The 20,397-nt window shown below is 70.0% G+C and carries 18 protein-coding genes and 1 pseudogene; 10 read left to right on the plus strand and 9 right to left on the minus strand.

Annotated features, from left to right (window positions below):
- Window position 1: 1 nt before the first annotated feature.
- Window positions 2-712, minus strand: a complete 711-nt coding sequence (locus ACFWYS_RS27495) for a GntR family transcriptional regulator (protein WP_384774288.1) — start codon at window positions 710-712, stop codon at window positions 2-4.
- A 96-nt stretch (window positions 713-808) separates the two neighbouring features.
- On the opposite strand from ACFWYS_RS27495, the gene glyA reads away from it, so the two are divergent.
- From glyA to purU, 6 genes are read left to right on the plus strand one after another with little or no spacing between them, the layout of a single operon-like run.
- The gene (gene glyA, locus ACFWYS_RS27500; RefSeq protein WP_384774290.1) at window positions 809-2,113 is read left to right on the plus strand and encodes a serine hydroxymethyltransferase; all 1,305 of its coding nucleotides are present in this window, start codon (window positions 809-811) and stop codon (window positions 2,111-2,113) included.
- Window positions 2,110-3,330: a sarcosine oxidase subunit beta family protein gene (locus ACFWYS_RS27505; protein ID WP_384774292.1), complete on the plus strand. Its 1,221-nt coding sequence runs from the start codon at window positions 2,110-2,112 to the stop codon at window positions 3,328-3,330. The genes glyA and ACFWYS_RS27505 overlap by 4 nt, the downstream gene beginning before the upstream one ends.
- 35 nt (window positions 3,331-3,365) lie before the next feature.
- Window positions 3,366-3,647, plus strand: a complete 282-nt coding sequence (locus ACFWYS_RS27510; RefSeq protein ID WP_384774295.1) for a sarcosine oxidase subunit delta — start codon at window positions 3,366-3,368, stop codon at window positions 3,645-3,647.
- Window positions 3,644-6,484: a sarcosine oxidase subunit alpha family protein gene (locus ACFWYS_RS27515; RefSeq protein ID WP_384774298.1), complete on the plus strand. Its 2,841-nt coding sequence runs from the start codon at window positions 3,644-3,646 to the stop codon at window positions 6,482-6,484. The genes ACFWYS_RS27510 and ACFWYS_RS27515 overlap by 4 nt, the downstream gene beginning before the upstream one ends.
- On the plus strand, window positions 6,477-7,085 hold the full coding sequence (locus ACFWYS_RS27520; protein WP_384774301.1) for a sarcosine oxidase subunit gamma: 609 nt from the start codon (window positions 6,477-6,479) through the stop codon (window positions 7,083-7,085). The genes ACFWYS_RS27515 and ACFWYS_RS27520 overlap by 8 nt, the downstream gene beginning before the upstream one ends.
- Window positions 7,085-7,936, plus strand: a complete 852-nt coding sequence (purU, locus tag ACFWYS_RS27525; protein WP_384774303.1) for a formyltetrahydrofolate deformylase — start codon at window positions 7,085-7,087, stop codon at window positions 7,934-7,936. The genes ACFWYS_RS27520 and purU overlap by 1 nt, the downstream gene beginning before the upstream one ends.
- Before the next feature lie 395 nt (window positions 7,937-8,331).
- On the opposite strand, the gene ACFWYS_RS27530 is transcribed toward purU, so the two are convergent.
- Window positions 8,332-9,489 carry a nuclear transport factor 2 family protein gene (locus ACFWYS_RS27530; RefSeq protein WP_384774306.1) on the minus strand — a complete coding sequence of 386 codons (1,158 nt, stop codon included), beginning with the start codon at window positions 9,487-9,489 and terminating at the stop codon, window positions 8,332-8,334.
- A gap of 93 nt (window positions 9,490-9,582) precedes the next feature.
- On the opposite strand from ACFWYS_RS27530, the gene ACFWYS_RS27535 reads away from it, so the two are divergent.
- Window positions 9,583-10,476, plus strand: a complete 894-nt coding sequence (locus ACFWYS_RS27535) for a LysR family transcriptional regulator (protein WP_384774309.1) — start codon at window positions 9,583-9,585, stop codon at window positions 10,474-10,476.
- A gap of 510 nt (window positions 10,477-10,986) precedes the next feature.
- Here ACFWYS_RS27535 and ACFWYS_RS27540 read toward each other — a convergent pair.
- Window positions 10,987-11,520 (minus strand): GNAT family N-acetyltransferase, encoded by a 534-nt coding sequence (locus tag ACFWYS_RS27540; RefSeq protein WP_384774311.1) that lies wholly within the window; start codon window positions 11,518-11,520, stop codon window positions 10,987-10,989.
- Window positions 11,521-11,827: 307 nt separating this feature from the next.
- Here ACFWYS_RS27540 and ACFWYS_RS27545 point away from each other — a divergent pair, with 307 nt between their 5' ends.
- Window positions 11,828-12,241, plus strand: coding sequence for a hypothetical protein (locus ACFWYS_RS27545; RefSeq protein WP_384774461.1), 414 nt, complete (start codon window positions 11,828-11,830; stop codon window positions 12,239-12,241).
- Between the two features lie 15 nt (window positions 12,242-12,256).
- Here the strand turns inward: ACFWYS_RS27545 and ACFWYS_RS27550 are convergent.
- Window positions 12,257-12,536, minus strand: a pseudogene (locus ACFWYS_RS27550) (hypothetical protein); the annotation flags it as partial.
- A 145-nt stretch (window positions 12,537-12,681) separates the two neighbouring features.
- Between ACFWYS_RS27550 and ACFWYS_RS27555 the strand changes: the two are divergent.
- Window positions 12,682-13,074 carry a VOC family protein gene (locus tag ACFWYS_RS27555; RefSeq protein WP_384774314.1) on the plus strand — a complete coding sequence of 131 codons (393 nt, stop codon included), beginning with the start codon at window positions 12,682-12,684 and terminating at the stop codon, window positions 13,072-13,074.
- Window positions 13,075-13,094: 20 nt separating this feature from the next.
- On the opposite strand, the gene ACFWYS_RS27560 is transcribed toward ACFWYS_RS27555, so the two are convergent.
- Genes ACFWYS_RS27560 through ACFWYS_RS27580 form a run of 5 tightly spaced genes read right to left on the minus strand, consistent with a single transcriptional unit; the run spans window position 13,095 to window position 19,249 of the window.
- Window positions 13,095-14,546, minus strand: coding sequence for a cellulose binding domain-containing protein (locus ACFWYS_RS27560; protein WP_384774317.1), 1,452 nt, complete (start codon window positions 14,544-14,546; stop codon window positions 13,095-13,097).
- A gap of 56 nt (window positions 14,547-14,602) precedes the next feature.
- The gene (locus ACFWYS_RS27565; RefSeq protein WP_384774319.1) at window positions 14,603-16,093 is read right to left on the minus strand and encodes a beta-N-acetylhexosaminidase; all 1,491 of its coding nucleotides are present in this window, start codon (window positions 16,091-16,093) and stop codon (window positions 14,603-14,605) included.
- Between the two features lie 20 nt (window positions 16,094-16,113).
- Window positions 16,114-16,953, minus strand: a complete 840-nt coding sequence (locus ACFWYS_RS27570; RefSeq protein ID WP_384774322.1) for a carbohydrate ABC transporter permease — start codon at window positions 16,951-16,953, stop codon at window positions 16,114-16,116.
- Window positions 16,950-17,936 carry a carbohydrate ABC transporter permease gene (locus ACFWYS_RS27575; protein ID WP_384774325.1) on the minus strand — a complete coding sequence of 329 codons (987 nt, stop codon included), beginning with the start codon at window positions 17,934-17,936 and terminating at the stop codon, window positions 16,950-16,952. The genes ACFWYS_RS27570 and ACFWYS_RS27575 overlap by 4 nt, the downstream gene beginning before the upstream one ends.
- A 44-nt stretch (window positions 17,937-17,980) precedes the next feature.
- Entirely contained in the window at window positions 17,981-19,249 is a 1,269-nt protein-coding gene (locus ACFWYS_RS27580; protein ID WP_384774328.1) for an extracellular solute-binding protein, read from the minus strand.
- A 279-nt stretch (window positions 19,250-19,528) separates the two neighbouring features.
- Here ACFWYS_RS27580 and ACFWYS_RS27585 point away from each other — a divergent pair, with 279 nt between their 5' ends.
- Complete coding sequence (locus ACFWYS_RS27585) at window positions 19,529-20,371, plus strand: GntR family transcriptional regulator (protein ID WP_384774331.1); 843 nt, start codon at window positions 19,529-19,531, stop codon at window positions 20,369-20,371.
- Window positions 20,372-20,397 lie beyond the last annotated feature (26 nt).

A 20,397-nucleotide genomic window follows, 5' to 3' on the forward strand; every position in this document is an offset into this window, starting at 1 on the left:
CTCAGATGGCCCCGCGAATGGCCCGCTCGAAACCCTCGACATGCCCGCGGGCGAGCTGTGCCGCCTTCTCCGGTTCACCGGCGACGATCGCCTCGATCAACGGTCCGTGCTGCTCGACATGGCCGGCCATGTCGGACAGCCGGTCGATGAACAGGCACCAGATCCGGGTGGCCAGGTTGTCGTGGCGGACGAGGGTGTCCTCCAGATACGGGTTGTGCGCCGCGGCGTAGACGGCGCGGTGCACCTGTAGGTCCAGGTGCATGAGCTCGGCGGCGGCGTGCCGACCGGAATGCGCGCGCTCCAGCTCCCGCCGCAGGGCGGTCAGGGTCGCCCGGTCCGCGACCGTGGCGCGCCGCGCGGCCTGGGCGGCGGCCAGCGGCTCCAGTTCCTGCCGCACCTCGGAGATGTGGGCCAGGTCCGTGATGTTGACCTCGGTGGCGAACGTGCCGCGCCGGGGATAGGTCGTGATCAGCCGCTCGTACTGGAGCCGCTTGAGCGCCTCGCGCACCGGTGTGCGTCCGACGCCGAGGGACTGGGCCAGCTGTTCCTCGTTGATCGGGGCGCCCGGGCGGATTTCCAGCATGACGAGCCGGTCGCGGATGGCGCGGTAGGCCCGCTCGGCGAGCGTCAGCTCCCCGGCCCCGGACTTCTCGTCCCCGGGCTCCGCGCCCCTGGGCGCCCCGCCCGCGGGCTCGGTCGCGACCTGCTCCATGGATGCCCCCTTGACCTGTGCGGCGAGCTCCCATACCGTACCGCAGCAGTCTGATATATCAGTTGCTCATTAGTTGGCTCTCAGGATGGTGCACAGATGGCAACCAACCCGTCGACCAGCACACTCGCCTCCCCTCTCACCCTCCCGCTCAGCCGGATCGACCCGGACGTCGCCGCCGCCGTGGACGCCGAGCTGCACCGCCAGCAGTCCACGCTGGAGATGATCGCCTCGGAGAACTTCGCCCCGGCCGCCGTCATGGAGGCCCAGGGCTCGGTCCTGACCAACAAGTACGCCGAGGGCTACCCGGGCCGCCGCTACTACGGCGGCTGCGAACACGTCGACGTCGTCGAGCAGTTGGCCATCTCCCGGGTGAAGGAACTGTTCGGCGCCGAGGCCGCGAACGTACAGCCGCACTCGGGCGCCCAGGCCAACGCGGCCGCCATGTTCGCGCTGCTCCAGCCCGGCGACACGATCCTCGGCCTCGACCTGGCGCACGGCGGTCATCTGACCCACGGCATGCGCATCAACTTCTCCGGCAAGCTGTACAACGTCGTGCCGTACCACGTACGCGAGTCCGACATGCGCATCGACATGGACGAGGTCGAGCAGCTCGCCCTCGCGCACCGGCCGAAGATGATCGTCGCAGGCTGGTCGGCCTACCCCCGCCGGCTGGACTTCGCCGCGTTCCGGCGGATCGCCGACCAGGTGGACGCCTACCTGATGGTGGACATGGCGCACTTCGCCGGCCTGGTGGCCGCGGGCCTGCACCCGAGCCCGGTGCCGTACGCCGACGTCGTCACGACCACCACCCACAAGACCCTCGGCGGCCCGCGCGGCGGCGTCATCCTCAGCCGCGCCGACCTCGCGAAGAAGATCAACTCCGCGGTGTTCCCGGGGCAGCAGGGCGGCCCGCTGGAGCATGTCATCGCGGCCAAGGCGGTGGCCTTCAAGGTGGCGGCGGGCGAGGAGTTCAGGGAGCGCCAGCAGCGCACCCTGTACGGTGCCCGCATCCTCGCCGGACGGCTCCTCGCCGACGACGTGGCGGAGGCCGGGGTCACGGTGCTGACCGGCGGTACGGAAGTGCACCTGGTCCTGGTCGACCTGCGCAGGTCCGCGCTCGACGGGCAGCAGGCCGAGGACCGGCTGCACCGCATCGGCATCACCGTCAACCGCAACGCGGTGCCGTTCGACCCGCGCCCGCCGATGGTGTCGTCGGGGCTGCGGATCGGCACCCCCGCCCTGGCCACCCGCGGCTTCGGCGAGGCGGAGTTCCGCGAGGTCGCCGACATCATCGCCGAGGCCCTCAAGGGCGAACGGCCCGACGACGAACTGCGCGCCCGCGTCGAGAAGCTGGCCTCCGCCTTCCCGCTCTACCCCCACCTGAACGGAGACGCGGCATGAGCACCGAGCCGCTGCCGGAGCACCCGGACTTCCTCTGGCGCAATCCCGAGCCGCGCTCCTCGTACGACGTCGTCATCGTCGGCGCGGGCGGCCACGGCCTGGCCACCGCCTACTACCTCGCCAAGAACCACGGCATCACCAAGGTCGCCGTCCTGGAGAAGGGCTGGCTGGCCGGCGGCAACATGGCCCGCAACACCACGATCATCCGCTCCAACTACCTCTGGGACGAGAGCGCGGCGATCTACGAGCACGCCCTCAAACTGTGGGAGCGGCTCCCGGAGGAGCTGGACTACGACTTCCTGTTCAGCCAGCGCGGCGTCCTCAACCTCGCCCACACCCTCCAGGACGTCCGCGAGGGCGTACGCCGCGTCCACGCCAACCGCCTCAACGGGGTCGACGCCGAGTGGCTGGAGCCGGACGAGGTCGCCAAGGTCTGCCCCATCATCAACGTCTCGCCGCGCACCCGCTATCCGGTTCTCGGCGCCACCTTCCAGCCGCGGGCCGGCATCGCCAAGCACGACCACGTCGCCTGGGCGCTGGCCCGCCGCGCCGACGAACTGGGCGTCGACCTGATCCAGGGCTGCGAGGTCACCGGCTTCCTCAAGGACGGCGACCGCGTCGTGGGCGTCGAGACCAACCGGGGCCGGATCCACGCCGGCCGGGTCGCTCTGGCCGCCGCCGGGCACAGCAGCGTGCTGGCCGAGCGGGCGGGCGTACGGCTGCCGGTGCAGTCGCACCCCCTGCAGGCCCTGGTCTCCGAACTGCACGAACCGGTGCACCCCACCGTCGTCATGTCGAACCACGTACACGTCTACGTCTCCCAGGCCCACAAGGGCGAACTGGTGATGGGCGCGGGCGTCGACGCCTACAACGGCTACGGGCAGCGCGGCTCCTTCCACGTCATCGAGCAGCAGATGGCCGCCGCCGTCGAGCTGTTCCCGGTCTTCGCGCGGGCGCACGTACTGCGGACCTGGGGCGGCATCGTCGACGTGAGCCCGGACGCCTCCCCGATCATCGGCGCCACCCCGGTGGAGAACCTCTACGTCAACTGCGGATGGGGCACCGGCGGTTTCAAGGCCACCCCGGCCGCCGGCTGGACCTTCGCGCACACCATCGCCACCGGCGAACCGCATCCGCTGAACGCCCCCTTCGCCCTCGACCGCTTCAGGACGGGCGCGCTGATCGACGAACACGGCGCAGCAGCCGTGGCCCACTGAAAGCCCGCCGAGAGCCTGCCTGAGAGAAGGACACCGTGCTGCTGATCACCTGCCCATGGTGCGGTCCTCGCGACGAGACCGAATACCACTACGGCGGACAGGCCCACGTCCCCTACCCCGAGACCCCCGCCGACCTCACCGACGAGCAGTGGGCCGAGTACGTCTTCTACCGCGACAACCCCAAGGGCCCCTTCGCCGAGCGGTGGATGCACGGCACCGGCTGCCGCCGCTGGTTCAACGTCCTGCGCGACACCGCCACCCATGAGGTGCTCGCCTCCTACCGGCTCGACGAGCAGCGCCCCGGAGGGCACCGATGACCGACCAGCACTTCCGGCTCCCGCAGGGCGGCCGAATCGACCGCGGCACCGTGCTGCGGTTCACCGTCGACGGACGGGAGTTGACCGGGCACCCCGGCGACACCGTCGCCTCGGCGATGCTCGCGAACGGCCTCGTCGAGGTCGCCCCCTCGCTCTACCGCGGCCGCCCGCGCGGCATCGTCGCCGCCGGGGCCGAGGAGCCCAACGCCCTGCTGCAGCTGGGCGGTTCATGCTCGGAGGGCATGCTCCCGGCGACCACCGTGGAGCTCTACGACGGCCTGTCCGCCACCACGCTGTCCGGGATGGGCCGGCTCGACCCGACCCCCGACCCCGCCGTCTACGACAAGAAGTACGCGCACGCCGACGTCCTGGTCGTCGGCGCCGGACCCGCCGGCCTCGCGGCCGCCGCCGCTGCCGCCGGTTCCGGCGCCCGCGTGATCCTCGTCGACGACCGGCCGGAGCCCGGCGGTTCGCTGCCCTCCGACGCGCAGTGGACCGCGGAGATCCGCGCCGCGCTCGACGCCGCCCCCGAGGCGGTCGTACTGCACCGCACCACCGCCTTCGGGTCGTACGACGACAACTACGTGCTGGCCCTCCAGCGGCGCACCGACCACCTCGGAGCCGCCGCCCCCGAGGGTGTCTCACGCCAGCGGCTGTGGCACATCCGGGCCCGGCAGGTGGTCCTGGCGACCGGCGCGCACGAGCGCCCGCTGGTCTTCGCGGGCAACGACCGGCCCGGGGTGATGCTCGCCGGTGCCGTGCGGACGTACCTCAACCGCTATGCCGTGGCGCCGGGTTCGCGGGCCGTCGTGAGCACGACCAACGACAGCGCGTACGACACCGTCACCGACCTGAATGCCGCCGGGATCGACATCGCCGCCGTCGTGGACGCGCGCCCCGAGCTGTCCCGGCGGGCGGCCGACGTCGCCGCGGCCACCGGGGTACGGGTGCTGACCGGCAGCGCGGTGGTCGACACCACGGGCGAGGGCCGGCTCACCGGCGTCACCGTCCAGGCCCTCGACGCGGAGGGCCGGCTGATCGGTTCCCCCCAGTCGTTCGACTGCGACCTGCTCGCCGTCTCCGGTGGCTGGAGCCCGGTGGTGCACCTGCACAGCCAGCGCCAGGGGCGGCTGCGCTGGGACGAGGACCTGGTCGCCTTCGTCCCCGACGGGACCGTACGCAACCAGCAGGTCGTCGGCGCCGCGCGCGGGACGTACGACCTCGACGGCTGTCTGGCCGAGGGGGCGCGGGCGGGAGCGCTGGCCGCGACGGAGGCCGGGTTCCCGGTCGCCGTACCGTCCGAGGCCGCGCGGCTCACGGCCGGCCCGACGCGAGCCCTGTGGCTGGTCCCCGGCGCCGACGGCGAACCCGACACCTGGGACACCCACTTCGTCGACCACCAGCGCGACGTCACCGTCGCCGACGTCTGGCGCTCGACCGGCGCCGGTATGCGCGGCGTCGAGCACGTCAAGCGCTACACCTCGCTCGGCACCGCCAACGACCAGGGCAAGACGTCCGGCGTCAACGCCATCGGTGTCATCGCCGAGGCTCTCGGCGGCTCCCTGGGCGAGATCGGCACCACGGCCTACCGGGCGCCCTACACGCCCATCGCCTTCGCCGCCCTGGCCGGGCGGGAGCGCGGCGAGCTGTTCGACCCGGAGCGCACCACCTCCCTCCACAGCTGGCACGTGGCGCACGGCGCGGAGTTCGAGGACGTCGGGCAGTGGAAGCGCCCCTGGTACTACCCCCGGCCCGGTGAGGACATGGACACCGCCGTGGCCCGTGAGTGCCGTGCGGCCCGCGAGGGCGTGGCCTTCATGGACGCCTCCACCCTCGGCAAGATCGAGATCTGGGGCGCGGACGCGGGGGAGTTCCTCAACCGCGTCTACACGAACGCCTTCAAGAAGCTCAAGCCCGGCATGGCCCGGTACGGCGTCATGTGCAAGCCCGACGGCATGATCTTCGACGACGGAGTGACCCTCCGGCTCGACGACAACCGCTACTTCATGACCACCACGACCGGTGGTGCCGCCAACGTCCTGGACTGGCTGGAGGAGTGGCTGCAGACCGAGTGGCCCGAACTCGACGTCCACTGCACCTCGGTGACCGAACAATGGACGACGATCGCCGTCGTCGGCCCGCGGTCGCGCGAGGTCGTCGCCCGACTCGCGCCCGACGTCGACCTGTCCGCCGAGGCCTTCCCCTTCATGGCCTTCCGCGAGACCACCCTGGCCTCCGGCATCCCCGCCCGGATCTGCCGGATCTCCTTCTCCGGCGAACTCGCCTACGAGATCAACGTCTCCGCCTGGTACGGCCTGTCCGTCTGGGAGCAGGTCTACGAAGCGGGGCAGCCGTACGGCATCACCCCGTACGGCACCGAGACCATGCACGTCCTGCGGGCCGAGAAGGGCTACATCATCGTCGGCCAGGACACCGACGGCACCGTCACCCCGCAGGACGCGGGCATGTCCTGGGTGGTCTCCAAGCAGAAGGACTTCATCGGCAAGCGGTCCTACTCCCGTGCCGACACCGCCCGCACCGACCGCAAGCAACTGGTCGGCCTGTTGCCGAGCGACGGCACGACCCGGCTGCCCGAGGGCGCCCAACTCGTCGCGCCGGACGCCACCTTGGAGACGGTGCCCGTGCCGATGCTCGGACACGTCACCTCCAGCTACCACAGCCCGGCCCTCGGCCGCCCGTTCGCCCTCGCCCTCGTCGCCGACGGACGGGCCAGGATCGGGCAGACCCTGCTCGCCCCGCTGGACGACGGCCCGGTGCCCGTCGAGGTGACCGACTTCGTCCTCTACGACCCCGAAGGGACCAAGCGCGATGGCTGAGCCGACGATCGACGCACGGGTGAGCCCGCTGGCACATCTCGAAGAGCGGATGCGCGCCGCCACGGTCACCGGCGCCCGTGGCGTCACCCTCACCGAGTGGCCGTTCCTCACCATGGCCGACCTGCGGGCCGCCCCCGGGTCCGAGGCGGCCGACCGTATCGCGAAGACCCTGGGCGCACCGCTTCCGCTCCGGTGCGGCGACACCACGACGTCCGGCCCGCACACGATCCTCTGGCTCGGCCCCGACGAATGGCTCGTGGTGTCCCAGGCCGAAGGGACCTCCGTGGTCGCCGAGTTGCGGGAGGCCCTCGACGCAGACCCCGGCTCGGTCGTGGACGTCTCGGCCAACCGCACCACGCTGGAGCTGAGCGGCCCGGCCGCCCGGCAGGTGCTGGAGAAGGGCTGCCCGCTGGACCTGCACCCCCGGGTCTTCGGCCCCGGCCGGGCCGTGTCCACCACGGTGGGCCCCGTCGCCGTACTGCTCTGGCAGACCGACGACACACCGACGTACCGGCTCTTCCCGCGTTCCTCTTTCGCGGACTACCTGGCCCGCTGGCTCATCGACGCGATGAGCGAGTACCGCGGCCCGGAGGTGGCGTGATGGGGGCGCCGGCCGAGCACGTACTCACCCTCGACTGCCCCGAGGCGCCCGGCATCGTCCACGCCGTCTCACGGTTCCTCGTCGAGCACGGCAGCGACATCATCGACAACCAGCAGTTCGGCGACCGCCGGTTCTACATGCGGGTGCGGTTCGCAACCTCAGGCGGCGAGAACACCACCGAGGTGCTGCGCCGCGACTTCGCCGCCGTGGCCGAGCCGTTCGCCATGCGCTGGCACCTCGAACCGGCCGGCACCCGACCCCGCGTGCTGATCATGGTGTCCCGCTACGGCCACTGCCTCAACGACCTGCTGTACCGGACCCGCAGCGGCGACCTGCCCATCGACGTGGTCGCGGTCGTCGCCAACCACCGAGACCACGAGGAACTCGTCACCTGGCACGGCATCCCGTTCTTCCATGTGCCGGTGACCGCCGCCACCAAGCCCGAGGCCGAGGCCCGGCTCCTGGAGCTGGTCGACTCGTTCGACGCCGACCTGGTCGTGCTGGCCCGCTATATGCAGGTGCTCTCCGACGACCTGTGCACCCGGCTGGCCGGCCGGGTGATCAACATCCACCACTCGTTCCTGCCGAGCTTCAAGGGGGCCAAGCCCTACCACCAGGCACACGACCGCGGCGTCAAGCTCGTCGGCGCGACCGCCCACTACGTCACCGCCGACCTCGACGAGGGCCCGATCATCGCCCAGGAGGTCATCGACGTCGACCACAGCCACACCGCCGAGGACCTCGCCGCCATCGGCCGCGACGCGGAGTCGGCGGCCCTCGCCCGAGCGGTCCGCTGGCACTGCGAGGGCCGGGTGTTCGTCCAGGGAAGACGCACGGTGGTCCTGCGCTGAGGATGCGAAGTGCGGTTCGCGCCCAGACCGTGCCGGGGCGGCGGGGCAGGGTGGTGGCGGTGGTCCTGGGATTCCTGGGACACCCCTACCTGCAGGAGACCGACGACGCCGACCTCGGCTCCCAGGACCTGGCCGCCGTGCGCAGCACCTTTCGATCCGGCAGAAGCATTCGGCCCGGGTGTACCGCTCCTCGCTCCGGCGGGACGGCAGTCTTGGTCCAGGTCGACACCGACACCGCAGCCGATGAGCCCATGCTGACGGCGCTCTTGGCTGCCACCGACACGAGTATGGGGTGTTCACGAGTGCAGGTGACGTGCGGCGACGGGAGGCTCTGAAGATCGTTCTTCGTACGCGTAGTGATCATTCCCCGCGGACAAGGATCGCTTCCCGCTCCCTCAGGAGTGGCGGTGATACGCCTTGTTGGCGATGCGCCAACTGCCGGCGACGCGGGCCAGCAGGAAGATGTCGGTGAACGTGTCTGAGCCGTGCGAGAGCGTCATGGTGGCGGTCGCGACGGTGCCGTGGACGTCGATGGCGTCGATGCGGCGGGTGCGGGTCGGTTCGTCCGGTGCCGGCCGGCCCTGGAAGAGGCTGCAGTACTCGTCCAGGCGCCATGAGACGAATGCGCCGTCTCGGATCCCTTCGATGTGGGCGGTGGGCAGGAACGCATCGTGGAAGTGGGTGGGGTCGCCGGTCGCGTGTCCGCGGATGTAGGCGTGGAGCGGTTCGAGTACGGCGTCCTCGACGGCGGGGACCGTGGCGGCGACGGCGATGTCGGCCTCGCGGGCGGCAGGGGTGTCGGCCAGGCCGGCCGCGCTGCGCAATGGGGTGTCCGACGCGGCGGTCAGCAAAGCCATGTCCTTGGCCAGCGCACCGATCGTGAATTCGGCCGTGGCAGCGGGAGGCTCGCCGAGGAGGAAGCGTCGTTTGCGGGCCACGAGGCTGCCGAGCTGGCCGAGTTCGAGGACGTCCAGCGTCTGGGTACGGGGCAGGCCGAGGGCGTTGGCTTGCCGCAGTGAGTCGCGCAGCGCGAGGACGGCTCCGGCGAGGCTGTTGTTGGCGATCAGCTTGAGCGCGGCGGCGGTGGAGGCGTCGTCCACGCGCCGGACGGTGCCCAGCGTTTCCAGAACCGGTCGGACCCGGTCGAGTGTGTGCTGGTCGGTGGCGGCGAGGATCTGCAGGGTGCCGGCGGCAGCAGCCGGCACCGAGCCGAGCACGGGCGCGTGGATGTAGGAGGGGCCGAAGTGCCGGGCCAGCTCCGACGCTTCGCTGGGGGCGATGGTGCTGGTGTTCAGCACGATCGTGTCCGTTCGCAGCGAGTCACGGACGTCGTCGAGGACCTGCCGGCAGGCCGGACCGTCGAACAACGCCAGGAGCACGAGGTCGGCCTTCGCCGCCGCGTCGTTCGCGTCGGCGGTCGTCTTGACGGCGCCCGATGTGCGCCCGGAGCGTGTCCAGCCGACGACGTCCCAGTTCTGGGCGGCGAGTCGTGCCGCGATCGCGTTGCCCATGCGCCCCAGGCCGAGGACGGCAATCGTGTGTGGTGCGGTCATACGGGCCACAGTGGTGCACAGCGATGACTGCGACAAGCGCAGATCTCGCAGGGCACCCCTGCGGGGACCGCATGTCAGCTGGATACTGGCGCCATGGAACTGACGGTGTGGCGGACCTTCGTGACCGTGTGCCGGCTCGGGTCGCTGTCGGCGGCGGCCGCCGAGCTCAATCACACGCAGTCGGCCGTCTCCCGGCAGATCGCCGGACTGGAGAGACAACTCGGTGTGCCGCTGATGGAGCGCCATGCGCGCGGCGTGCGCCCGACGCCGGCCGGCGAGGTGTTCCGGCGCCACGCCCTGGCCACGCTCAGCGAGGCCGACCGCGCCGTTCGCGCCGTACGGGACATGCGTGACGGGGCGTTCGATCGGCCGCTGGCCGTCGGGGCAACACCCTCTCTGGCCGCAGGGATCGTCCCTGAGGCCATCCGGGCCCTGCTGAAAAAAGCCGGATCCCTGCGGTGGAGCCTGCTCCCCGGCCTGAGCGCACAACTGCACGACCGCGTGATCGTCGGCGATCTCGACATCGCCGTCGTCACCGATGCACCGCCAGGGCTCCCCAATGACCCGCGGGTCGACAGGCGCTTCGTCGGGCTGGATGACATGGTCGTCGTCCTGCCCGTCGGCCATCCACAGGCCGGGGGCGGCCCGGTGCACATGCAGACGCTGGCCGACCAGACCTGGGTCGAGGACAACGACGGCTCGGCGGTACTCCTGCGCCAGCACGCCGCCCGCGCCGGAGTCAGCGCCCGCATCGACCTCACGGCGGCCGATCTGCTCGGCAAGCTGGCCCTGGTCGCAACCGGCCATGCCATCGCGTTGATCCCCGGAGTGCTGACGTGCGCGCTGCGGGCCGATGTCACCACCGTGCCCCTCGTCGATCCCCCGACCCGCGGCATCTACACGATCACACCACGCCGCGACCCTCACCCCTGCGCAGCACCCCTGCTGGACCAGCTCGCCACGGCCTTCGCGGTGCCTCGGCACTGAACGGCCGCTTGCGGTGGTTCTGCGACGGGCCCTGTGATCGCGTGATCTCTCACAGCTTGGCTGCTGACCGAGCGGCTGTGGCATCACCTCTGAACTTGCCGCGAGCTGCTGTGCTCCCCAATGTGTGCTGAGGTCCAGCGGATGCTCTGCCCGCCGGGCACGGTGGAGTCCTCTCGGCGGGAGGCGGCTGGGATGTCCGAGTTCAGCCATCCGCACCGTCAACAGCGGGATCACCCGCCCCGACCTCAAACCCATCGCCACCGCGGCCACCCCTCCGACCGCCGAAACCGCCCCGCTCCCACCAGCGCAGCACCGCAAGAACATCAACTCACGCGCAGCCAGCAGACTTCACCTCACCAAGTGAAGATCACCAATAGCATCAGTTCCGTGAAAGCGCAGGTAGGCGACAGACGTGCAGCACCCCATGCCGGGGTGTCCGCTGCGTGGCGATCAGTCGGGGACGTATGAGCAGCGGTCGGCTTCCTTGTGGTGATCGATGGTGCGGCCGGTTTATGCCTGGAACTCGGTGAGATCGATGGTGTGAACCTGCAGGGGATAGGCGTACTTCGGGTGCGCTGTCTCTCGCTCGGGCACCATGCCGAGCTTTCGGCTGATGTTCTCGGAGGCGTGGTCACCCACCCGGTGGATACTGATGATGCGGTCGAGGCCGCGGTCCTGGAGCGCGAACTCCAGCGTGGCGTGGGCAGCTTCGGAGGCGTATCCCTGGCCCCAGAACTGTGAGCCGAGCCGCCAGCTGATGGCCACGGCGGGCAGTACCTCCGGCAGGAACTCGGGCACGGACAGACCCGTGAAGCCTGCCAGTTCACCCGAGGCCAGCAGCTCGACGGCGAAGAGTCCGAAGCCCTCCTCGTCCCACTCCTCCTCCCACCGCTCGATGGCCTCTGCGGTGTGGTCCAGGTCGCGCACCGAACCGTCGTCGATCCAGCGCATGACCCGCGGGTCCGCGTTGATGTCCGCCATCGGCGCGAGGTCGTCGTCATGCCAGCGACGCAGGAGGAGGCGGGGTGTGCGGATCTCGGTCATGGCGCCCATCCTGCCGAAGTCAAGGGCCTCATCGGTAATCCGACGCTCGGCCGTGCTGCTGCGGGGGGACCCAGCGTCGCCGTACTGCTGGGCCAGTGCACCCGGAAGTTCCCGCGGCTGCACCCTTGCGCGTTGGGCGCGTATGGGCTGTCACCAGCGGATTCAAGGTGGGTTCCAGGTTTCTCCAAAGCCGGTCATGAATGGTCGTTCTCACACCGAAGCGGGGATCGCAGGGCGGCTGTGGGATGTGGTGCACCCGTCCGTCCGGGCTGGAGATCCCCGACAGACAAGGAGCGAAGGAAATTCGATGAGCAGACGTAGAAGTGCCTTGTTCCTCGGGCTGGCGGCGAGTGCTGTGTCCGTATCCCTCCTCACGGCAACTCCCGCTGTCGCCGACGTGTTCTACCTGAACAGCCTCAAGTCGGCACAAGGCGGCTACAACCACGGCTACGCCGCTGTCGGCGGTTCCACCGCCATACTTGAGGCGTGCGACACGGGACCGGGCGACAGTCGCCGTGCGGTCAGCATCATCTCCACCGACTCCGGCGGCTACTACGAAGTGCAGGACGCCAACGGCAGCGGCAACGGCTGTGTGAGCGACTTCTTCGCGGACGCAGAACTCATCTACAGCGGCCTCGGGTACATCATGTTCTCGTGCATCCAGAACGGGTCCACCGGCACCCCGTACAACTGCACGCAAAGAAGGGGAGTCGTTGACTGACCCCGACCGACCGCATGATGCGATCGATGACGATCTGACCGCGAACCCGTCCGTCCACATGGTTGGGTCGGACGCCAGGGCAGTGCCGTCGGCGCACAGCACCGGCGTTTCCACGGCTTCGAGGCTCGTGTGCTCCAGACGGTGATGCCCGGCTGGTCGCCCAGCTCGCCGCGAGCGACCAGTCCCACCGACAGGCCGGGCGCTCGCGCAGGCGCAACGCCGAGGGTCTGCCGGTGACGTCGGGGGCACGGGCCAGGCGGAGCCGTATCCCCGTGCCCGCAAAGACGTCGGCGAGCGACCATTCTGGCCCTTGCCCGCTTCCTGAGAGTGAAGGGTGCACGACCATCCGGACGTCGTCCGCGTGGCGTGCGGATGATCGTGCCGCCCGTGGTGTGCCCTGAGCTGTCGGGACGGCTCACCCCCTGAAGGAGACAGGCGGCATGCTCGGACAATCGCAGGCGTTCAGCGGCTTTTCGGTCGACGACCTTGGCGAGGCCCGCCGGTTCTACGGCGAGGTTCTCGGCCTGGACGTGGAGGAGACCGGGGAGGGAGAGATGCGGATGCTCACCCTCAAGCTCGGCAGCGGCGCGCAGGTCTTCGTCTACCCCAAGGAGACGCACACCCCTGCCTCGTTCACGATCCTCAACTTCCCCGTGGACGACATCGAGGCCGCCGTCGCCGAACTGGAACGACGCGGCGTGACCCTTGAGCGCTACCCCGGGTTCGAACACGACGCGAAGGGCGTCGTCCGGGTCGGCAACGGCGGCCCGGCGGCGATCGCATGGTTCACCGACCCCGCCGGGAACGTCCTCTCCGTACTCCAGGAGAACTGAACGGCGCCGTCCGACCGGCCCTAGCCGTTGGGGACGGTGTCCTCGAAGGCCGTGCCGGCCGTGCGGTAGGCGTTCACCTTGGTCGTCACCTGGGCCGGTGTCAGGATCTGGTCCTTGACGTGGAGGATGTAGTCGACCTGCTCGTCGTAGGCGCGAGAGGTGGTGCTGGTCTGGCCCGCGAGGTCGATCAGCCACTGGTTGAAGTTGATGGACATCGGGCGCTCGGGCAGGTACGCGGCGTCGTGGGTGCCGAACAGCCGGCCGTCGATGTAGTACTTGATGGTGCTGTTGTCGATGGTCAGCACCAGGTCGTGCCAGCCGGCGTAGCTCTGGCGGGACTCGGTGTGCTGGTTGACGGCCTGCCAGGGGTCGGGGTTGTAGGTCTCCCAGGACGTCGTGTACAGGATGTTGGTGGTCTCGCCCCAGCCGCCGTTGGGCAGGTACTCGAAGTCGTACTCCGAGTAGTCGTCGGCCATGGGTGCCTTGAGGTCGTTGATGGTGAAGAAGGTCTGGACGAGGTGGTCGCCGTCAGGGCCGGACAGCGGCGCGTCGGAGAATCTGACGCGGGCGGCGTAGGTGCCGTTCTTGAACTTCGTGGCCTTGGTGAGGACTTCGGTCTGTTTCGTCGACTCGGCGGTTCCCGCGGTCGAGGTCCGCAGGTTCATCACGGAGTTGCCGTCGGCGCTCGCGAAGGTGACGTTCTCCGGGGACCAGGTGGCGCCGGGCACGCCGGGGCCGCCGGAGTTGGAGCGGACGCTCCAGCCGTTCGCCGTGATCTTCGGGTCGCTGGAGCTGGTGTAGTTGAAGTCGTCGAACAGGCTCTGTCCCTCGGCGGGGGGATCGGTGGGCGGGTCGGTGGGGGGATCGGTCGGGTCGTTGCCCTCGGGGGCCGTGCCCCACACCGTGTTGCCGGACACCTGGGCCGTGATCTTCGACCAGTCGGCGTACGACGTCTGGGAGGGGCCGAAGGAGTAGTCGTCGCTCTGGTTGAGCGGCTGCCAGTCCGAGCGGTGGAAGCGCAGCTGCATGTCCCCGGTGTCGGCGCCGGGAGCGAGGGTGCCCGCCCCGCTGGTGAAGCCGATGTCCAGGAAGCGGTCGGCCGTGGCCGTGGGGTTGGCCAGAGTGCCGAAGGTGCCGGTGATGTTGGCACAGCCCTTCACCGCCCAGGAACAGGCGAAACGGTACGTGGCACCGGCCGAGTCGGCCTTGAAGTAGTAGCGGACCTTGACGTTGCTGAGCTGGACGCCACCGGCGCCGGTGTTCCGGACCTTGAGCCAGGGCTCGGACTGGTCCGCGGTGGCGCCCGTGGCGCTGGTCCGGTACTGGACCGTCACGTCATTGGTGGCGGCGCTCGCGCTGCCGGGCAGGGCGGCGAGTCCGGCGGTGCCCATGGCCATGGCCACGGTGACGGCGGCGGCGATGCGCAGTCTGCGCGGAGAGCGTCGGGACGTCGTACCGATTTCTTGCCTCATGCTGATTCCTTCCGGGACAGGGTGGGGGTGGGGCGGAATCGCGGGATCAGAGCTGTTCAGGGGTGCCGGCTCACCTCCAGCGCGTCGAGGCGTGCCGTGTGCCGGTCCAGGCGGGAGCGGAAGTCCGTCCACGAGGTGGGGCCGCTCCAGGTGCGGTCCGCCAGGGCGCACAGGCGGGGATAGGTCAGGTACTCCAGGCGGGCCGGTGTCGCGGCGTACTCGGTCCACAGCTGGGCCTGGGCGCCCAGCACCCGGGCGGCCGTGTCCGGATCCGCTCCCGCGGGGACGGGATCGTGGGCGTGTACGTCGCGAAGGCCGACGACGGCTCCCGGCTGGCCCGGTGGCTCCTGGGGGCCGTCGCTCAGCGGGTAGTCGAAGTACGTGGCGCGGTGGTGGGCGTTGACGACGTCGTGGCCGCGTGCGGCGGCTGCCCGGGCGTGCGCGGGGTCGCGCCAGGCCAGCACGGTGAAGCCGTCGGGCAGTTCGGTGCCGGTCTCGGCCCAGCCGACCGGACGTCGCCCGTTGCGCACCAGGAACGCTCCGACCCGGCCGAGAAACCACCCGTGCAGCGCGGCGGGACCGCTCAGCCCCGCCTCCCGGGCACACGCCCTGGCCTGCGGGCTCTCCTCCCATTCGGTGACGGGGCACTCGTCGCCGCCGATGTGGACGTAGGGGGAGGGGAAGACGTCCATGACCTCTTCCAGCACCGTGCGGCAGAAGTCGAAGACCTCCTCATGGACCCCGAGGACGGTGTCGCACACGCCCCACCTGGTCCAGACGTCCAGGGCACGGTCGGGACGGTTCCCCAGGTGCGGATAGGCGGCCAGCGCGGCACGCACGTGACCGGGCATCTCGATCTCGGGCAGTACGGTGATGCCGCGTTCGGCCGCGTAGGCCACCAGACCGGCCAGTTCGGAGCGGGTGTAGGCCCCGCCGTGCGGCGCACCGTCGGGCCGGGCACGAAGGCCGCCGACCTCGGTCAGTTTCGGATACGCCGCGACCGGCATCCGCCAGCCCTGATCATCCGTCAGATGCAGATGAAAGACGTTGATCTTGTGCAGGGCGAGCAGGTCGACATAGCGGCGCAGATACGACACCGGCTGGAAGTGCCGGGCCACATCGAGCATCGCCCCGCGCCAGCGGTGCCGGGGAACGTCCGTGATCTCCACACAGGGCAGTGACCAGCGCACACCGCGCTGGGGCGAGGCGGCCAGGGCGGGCGGGGGAAGGAGTTGGCGGATCGTCTGCACACCGCGCAGCAGGCCGGTGGGCTGTGCGGCGCGCAGCAGGACGGCCTGCGGTGCGACCGTCAGGCCGTAGCCTTCGTCGCCCAGGTCGGTGAGGGTCCGGTCGAGAGTGAGGGTGACGGTCGCGTCATCGGCGGGGTGCAGGGGGAGTCCGGTCGCGGGGGCGAGCAAGGTGCGCAGCAGCCGGGCGGCGGGCTCGGCGCCCTCTCCGATCCGTAGACAGGTGCGGGGACCTAGCGTGAAGTGCCCTGCTGTGGCATGGGCTTCGGTGGGGCGTGGCAGTAGCGAGGATGCGGGCACACCTGTCTCCGGGGGTCGGGTCAGCCTTTGACGGCGCCGGCCGCGAAGCCCGACGTCACATGGTGCTGGAGCAGCAGGAACACGGCCAGTGCGGGAAGGGCGAAGAGCGTCGAGGCGGCCATGGTGGCGCCCCAGTCCGTGCCGAAGACGTTCTGGAAGGAGGACAGCCACACGGGCAGGGTGCGGCTGTCCTGATGCTTGATGATCAGGAAGTTGGCGTAGGCGAACTCGTTCCAGGCGGTGATGAAGCCGAACAGCGAGGTGGCCATCAGACCGGGCGCGAGGAGAGGGAAGGCGATGTGCCGGAAGGCGCTCAGGCGTGTGCAGCCGTCGACCTGCGCCGCCTCCTCCAGCTCCGGCGGAATCGCGGCGATGAACCCCCGCAGCACCACGATGGTGAACGGCAGGGTCATCATGAAGTAGACCAGCGTCAGGGTGGGCAGCCGGTCGAGCATGCCGGTGTCGCGGGAGATGATGTACACCGGGATGATCAGCGCCTCCCACGGCGCCATCTGCGCGATGAACACCATCAGCATGAACTGCCGCCTGCCACGCCAGCGCATCCGGGCCACCGCGAACGACGCCCCCAGCGCCACGACCAGGGAGAGCAGGACCGCTCCCAGCGTCACCAGGATGCTGTTGCGCCAGAACAGCCCGAACCCGTCGGCGTCGACAGCGGCACGGAAGTGGTCCAACGTCCAGGTGCGGGGCAGGAGTTGGGGACTGCCGGACTGGATGTCCCGGTTGGGCTTGAACGCCGTGGCGACCATCCAGTACACGGGGAAGAGGCAGATCGCGACCGTCAGGGCGGCGGCGATGTGCAGCGGGATACGCCGAAGACGCGGGCGCGCCGTACTCATGGGGCCTCGCCCTCCTGACGGAACATCTGGCGGAAGTAGAGGACGAGCACCGCGGCCATCATCAGCACGCTGACCATCGAGGCCGCCGCGCCGAGGTCGTAGCGCTGGCTCGACAGGGCGGTCTGCACCGCGTACACGGGCAGCGTGGTGGTGGCGTCGCCCGGACCGCCGTTGGTCATCACCCAGATCTGCACGAACGCCTTGAAGGTCCAGATGACCTCCAGCGAGAGCACCAGCATGAAGATCGGCCGGATCATCGGGAACGTGATGGAGCGGAAGACCCGCGGCGCCGAGGCACCGTCGATGCGCGCCGACTCGTACAGCTCCGCCGGCACGGTGACCAGCGCCGAGTACAGGGTGATCGCGGCGAACGGCACCGACTGCCAGACGACCAGCAGGACCAGGATCGTGAAGGCGGCCGGGCCGTGGGCGAACCAGGGGTACCGCTCGAACGAGGTGAACCCCAGCTGCTGCAAGGCCCAGTTGACGATGCCGAACTCCGAGTGGAACAGCCACTGGAACACGGTCGTGGCGGCGATGACCGGCATCGCCCAGGCCAGCACGAGCGCGCTGAGCACGGTGGTGCGCCCCACCCGGCCCAGCCGCTCGGTCATCAGGGCCACCAGGGTGGCGAGCACCATGATGAGGACGACACTGACGGTCATGAAGAGGAAGGTGCGCCGTACGACCTGCCAGAACCGGTCGTCCGTCAGCAGGGTCCGGTAGTTCCGCAGCCCCACGAACGGGGCGTCGCCCTGGATGAGTTGACGCAGCTGGAAGTCCTGCAGCGATATCAGCACCGCGCGGACCAGGGGATACACGAGCAGATACAGCGTGCCCAGGACCGTGGGGGCGACCAGCAGATAGGGCCAGACTCCGCCGCCGAGGCGCCGGCGCCCGCTGCCGCGGTCCGGCCGGGCGGGTCCCCGGCGCGGCCGGCCGAGCGGGGCGGGCGGCGCGCCGGTATCGCGGATGACCGTCACGACGTCGTCTCCTTTCCGTGCGCGGCGGATAAGGGGGCCAGGGCTCAGGAACCGGTCTTCATCGCCGCCGTGATCGCCGCGGACGCCTTCGCCGCCTCCGACTTGGCATCGGCTCCGGTGAGCACGGCCGTCATGTAGTCCTTGATCGGGTTCTTCGCCTCTACGGCGGCCCAGCCAGGGGTGTTGGGTGTCGCCCGGCCGACGGCGGCACCCGCGGCCATGGCGGAGGCGCCCGGATCGGAGGCCACCGCGTCGGCCAGGGTCGTCTTGTTCGGTACGTAGCTCATGGCGGCGGCGAGCTTGCGCTGCCAGGCGTCACCGGTGAGCTCCTTGACGAAGGTGAACGCGGCGTCCTGCTTGCCGGAAGCCGCCGGGATGACGAGGTCGGAGCCGCCGATGAACACCGAACCGGGCTGTGCGTCGGTCTTGCCCGGGATGGGGAAGAAGCCGAGCTTTCCCTTGAGTTCGGGATTGTTCTCGGTGACGACGTTGGCCCCGCCCGGCGTGGAGATGATCTGCGCGACCTGCCCCTTGGCCATGACCTCGGCCTGCGGCGGCTGCGCCTCGTCGGCGTCCTTGGGCCCTTTGCCGAGGGCCTGGAGCCGCTGGTAGAAGTCCATGCCGCGCAGCGCCTGCGGGGTGTCGAGCGCCCCCTTCCAGTCGCTGCCGGAACCGGTGGCGAGGTCGCCGCCCTCGTCCCAGATGAACCCGGCGAGCGCGTACCACATCTGGCCCGGCAGGTAGATGCCCTGGGTGCCCGAGGAGTTGAGCTTCCGGGTGGCGGCGATCCACTGATCCCGGGTTTTGAGGGCGGCGGCGTCGATCCCGGCCTTCTTGAACAGGTCGGTCCGGTAGATCACCACACGGTTGGCCGCGTAGTAGGGGATGCCGTACTGCCTGCCCTCGTACGCCCCGGGTTCGGCCAGCCCCTTGAGCCAGCCGCCGCCCCCGAGCTCCCCCACCTTGTCGCTCAGGTCCAGCAGTCCGCCGCTCTGCGCGAACTGGGCGACCTGGGTGTTGCCCGTCTCGATGACGTCCGGGGCGTCATTGCTGGCGAGCGCGGCGGTGACCTTCTCGCCGATGCCGTCCCACTCCTGGATCTGGACCTTCACCGCGATGCCGGGGTGAGCGGCCTCGAAGCCCGCGACGAACTCCTTCTGGAACTGCACCGAGACGCTGTCGCGCATCAGCCACACATCGATCGTCGTCCTGCCGTCGGCGGAGTCACCGGACGACTCCGAACCGCTGCCGCAGGCACTGAGTCCTGCGGCGATCACCAGCGCGGAAACGCCCGCGAGCACACGGAGCTGCACAGTTCACCCCTTGGAGGAAAGTGCCAAGGAACCTGACCAGTTGAGAGACTGGTCAGGTGACCTCTTGTTGGTCGATGAAGTTGGCATAGACCAATTGAGGCGTCAACCCCCCGCGCCAGCTTGGCCCTTGAGTACATGGTTCCCGCTCGACCGTGTCGTGGTGAGGCGGGTGACGGTTACACTGCGGTTGACCAGTGCCCGGGTAGTGGTCAGTAGCAGTGGTAAGAAGTGGCGGGTCTGGTCAGGTGAGTTCACGGGCTACGGGGCGGGAGCGGTGACATGAACGCTGGCGGGTCGGGGGCGGTCCTCAAACGGGAACGCGTCCGGGATCACATCCTCGAACTCATCGAATCGCTCAGCCCCGGTGACGCCATCCCATCCGAACGGTCCCTGTGCGCCGCCCTGCACGTCTCCCGGCCGACCCTGCGCGCCGCCGTCGACGAGCTCGTCGCGGCGGGGCTCCTGGTGCGGGAACACGGTCGCGGCATGTTCGTGGCACCGGAGAAGATCACTCAGGAACTCGTGTCGGACCAGCAGGCCATGGCCGTTCCCCAGGCATCCGGCGCCTGGACCAGCCGACTGCTGGAGTTCACCACGATCGCCGCCGGCGCCAGGGTCGGCCGCAAACTGCACCTCTCACCCGCCGCCGACATCGTCTACGTGGCCCGGCTGCGGCTGGTGGACGGCGCCCCCATGGCCATCGAGCATCTGCACATCCCCGCGGACCTGGTGCCCGCGCTCACCGCGCAGGAACTGGAAGCGGGCGACCTGTACGACCACCTCCAGCACCGCCATGGAATCGAGGTGAGCGAAGCCGTCCAGACGATCGAACCCACGGTGGTCAGCCAGGCCGAGGCCAAGATCCTCGGCGTGCCCCACCTGTCTCCCGCGCTCCTCTTCGAGCGCCTCACCAGCGACACCGACGGCCGGGCCGTCGAATACGTCCACTCCATCTACCGCGGCGACCGCTACCGCATCGTCACCCGCCTCACCCTGGGCCTCTCGGCCGGACAAGGACAACCGGCCCCGACGGGATCCCTCCCCGGCATTCCACCCGGCGTCCTCCCACAGCGCGAGCCCGTCGTGCTCACGGCTCAGGGGGACGTCCACGCCGACCGGTGACCGCCCGCGCCGCGTACGGCAGGTCC

The sequence above is a fragment of the Streptomyces sp. NPDC059010 genome (genome assembly GCF_042740355.1).
Taxonomy (GTDB): domain Bacteria; phylum Actinomycetota; class Actinomycetes; order Streptomycetales; family Streptomycetaceae; genus Streptomyces.

Coding starts and splice junctions, on each gene's coding strand:
- ACFWYS_RS27495 (WP_384774288.1), bottom strand. CDS start 712: ATGGAGCAGGTCGCGACCGAGCCCGCGGGCGGGGCGCCCAGGGGCGCG.
- glyA (WP_384774290.1), top strand. CDS start 809: ATGGCAACCAACCCGTCGACCAGCACACTCGCCTCCCCTCTCACCCTC.
- ACFWYS_RS27505 (WP_384774292.1), top strand. CDS start 2,110: ATGAGCACCGAGCCGCTGCCGGAGCACCCGGACTTCCTCTGGCGCAAT.
- ACFWYS_RS27515 (WP_384774298.1), top strand. CDS start 3,644: ATGACCGACCAGCACTTCCGGCTCCCGCAGGGCGGCCGAATCGACCGC.
- ACFWYS_RS27520 (WP_384774301.1), top strand. CDS start 6,477: ATGGCTGAGCCGACGATCGACGCACGGGTGAGCCCGCTGGCACATCTC.
- purU (WP_384774303.1), top strand. CDS start 7,085: ATGGGGGCGCCGGCCGAGCACGTACTCACCCTCGACTGCCCCGAGGCG.
- ACFWYS_RS27530 (WP_384774306.1), bottom strand. CDS start 9,489: ATGACCGCACCACACACGATTGCCGTCCTCGGCCTGGGGCGCATGGGC.
- ACFWYS_RS27535 (WP_384774309.1), top strand. CDS start 9,583: ATGGAACTGACGGTGTGGCGGACCTTCGTGACCGTGTGCCGGCTCGGG.
- ACFWYS_RS27540 (WP_384774311.1), bottom strand. CDS start 11,520: ATGACCGAGATCCGCACACCCCGCCTCCTCCTGCGTCGCTGGCATGAC.
- ACFWYS_RS27545 (WP_384774461.1), top strand. CDS start 11,828: ATGAGCAGACGTAGAAGTGCCTTGTTCCTCGGGCTGGCGGCGAGTGCT.
- ACFWYS_RS27555 (WP_384774314.1), top strand. CDS start 12,682: ATGCTCGGACAATCGCAGGCGTTCAGCGGCTTTTCGGTCGACGACCTT.
- ACFWYS_RS27560 (WP_384774317.1), bottom strand. CDS start 14,546: ATGAGGCAAGAAATCGGTACGACGTCCCGACGCTCTCCGCGCAGACTG.
- ACFWYS_RS27570 (WP_384774322.1), bottom strand. CDS start 16,953: ATGAGTACGGCGCGCCCGCGTCTTCGGCGTATCCCGCTGCACATCGCC.
- ACFWYS_RS27585 (WP_384774331.1), top strand. CDS start 19,529: ATGAACGCTGGCGGGTCGGGGGCGGTCCTCAAACGGGAACGCGTCCGG.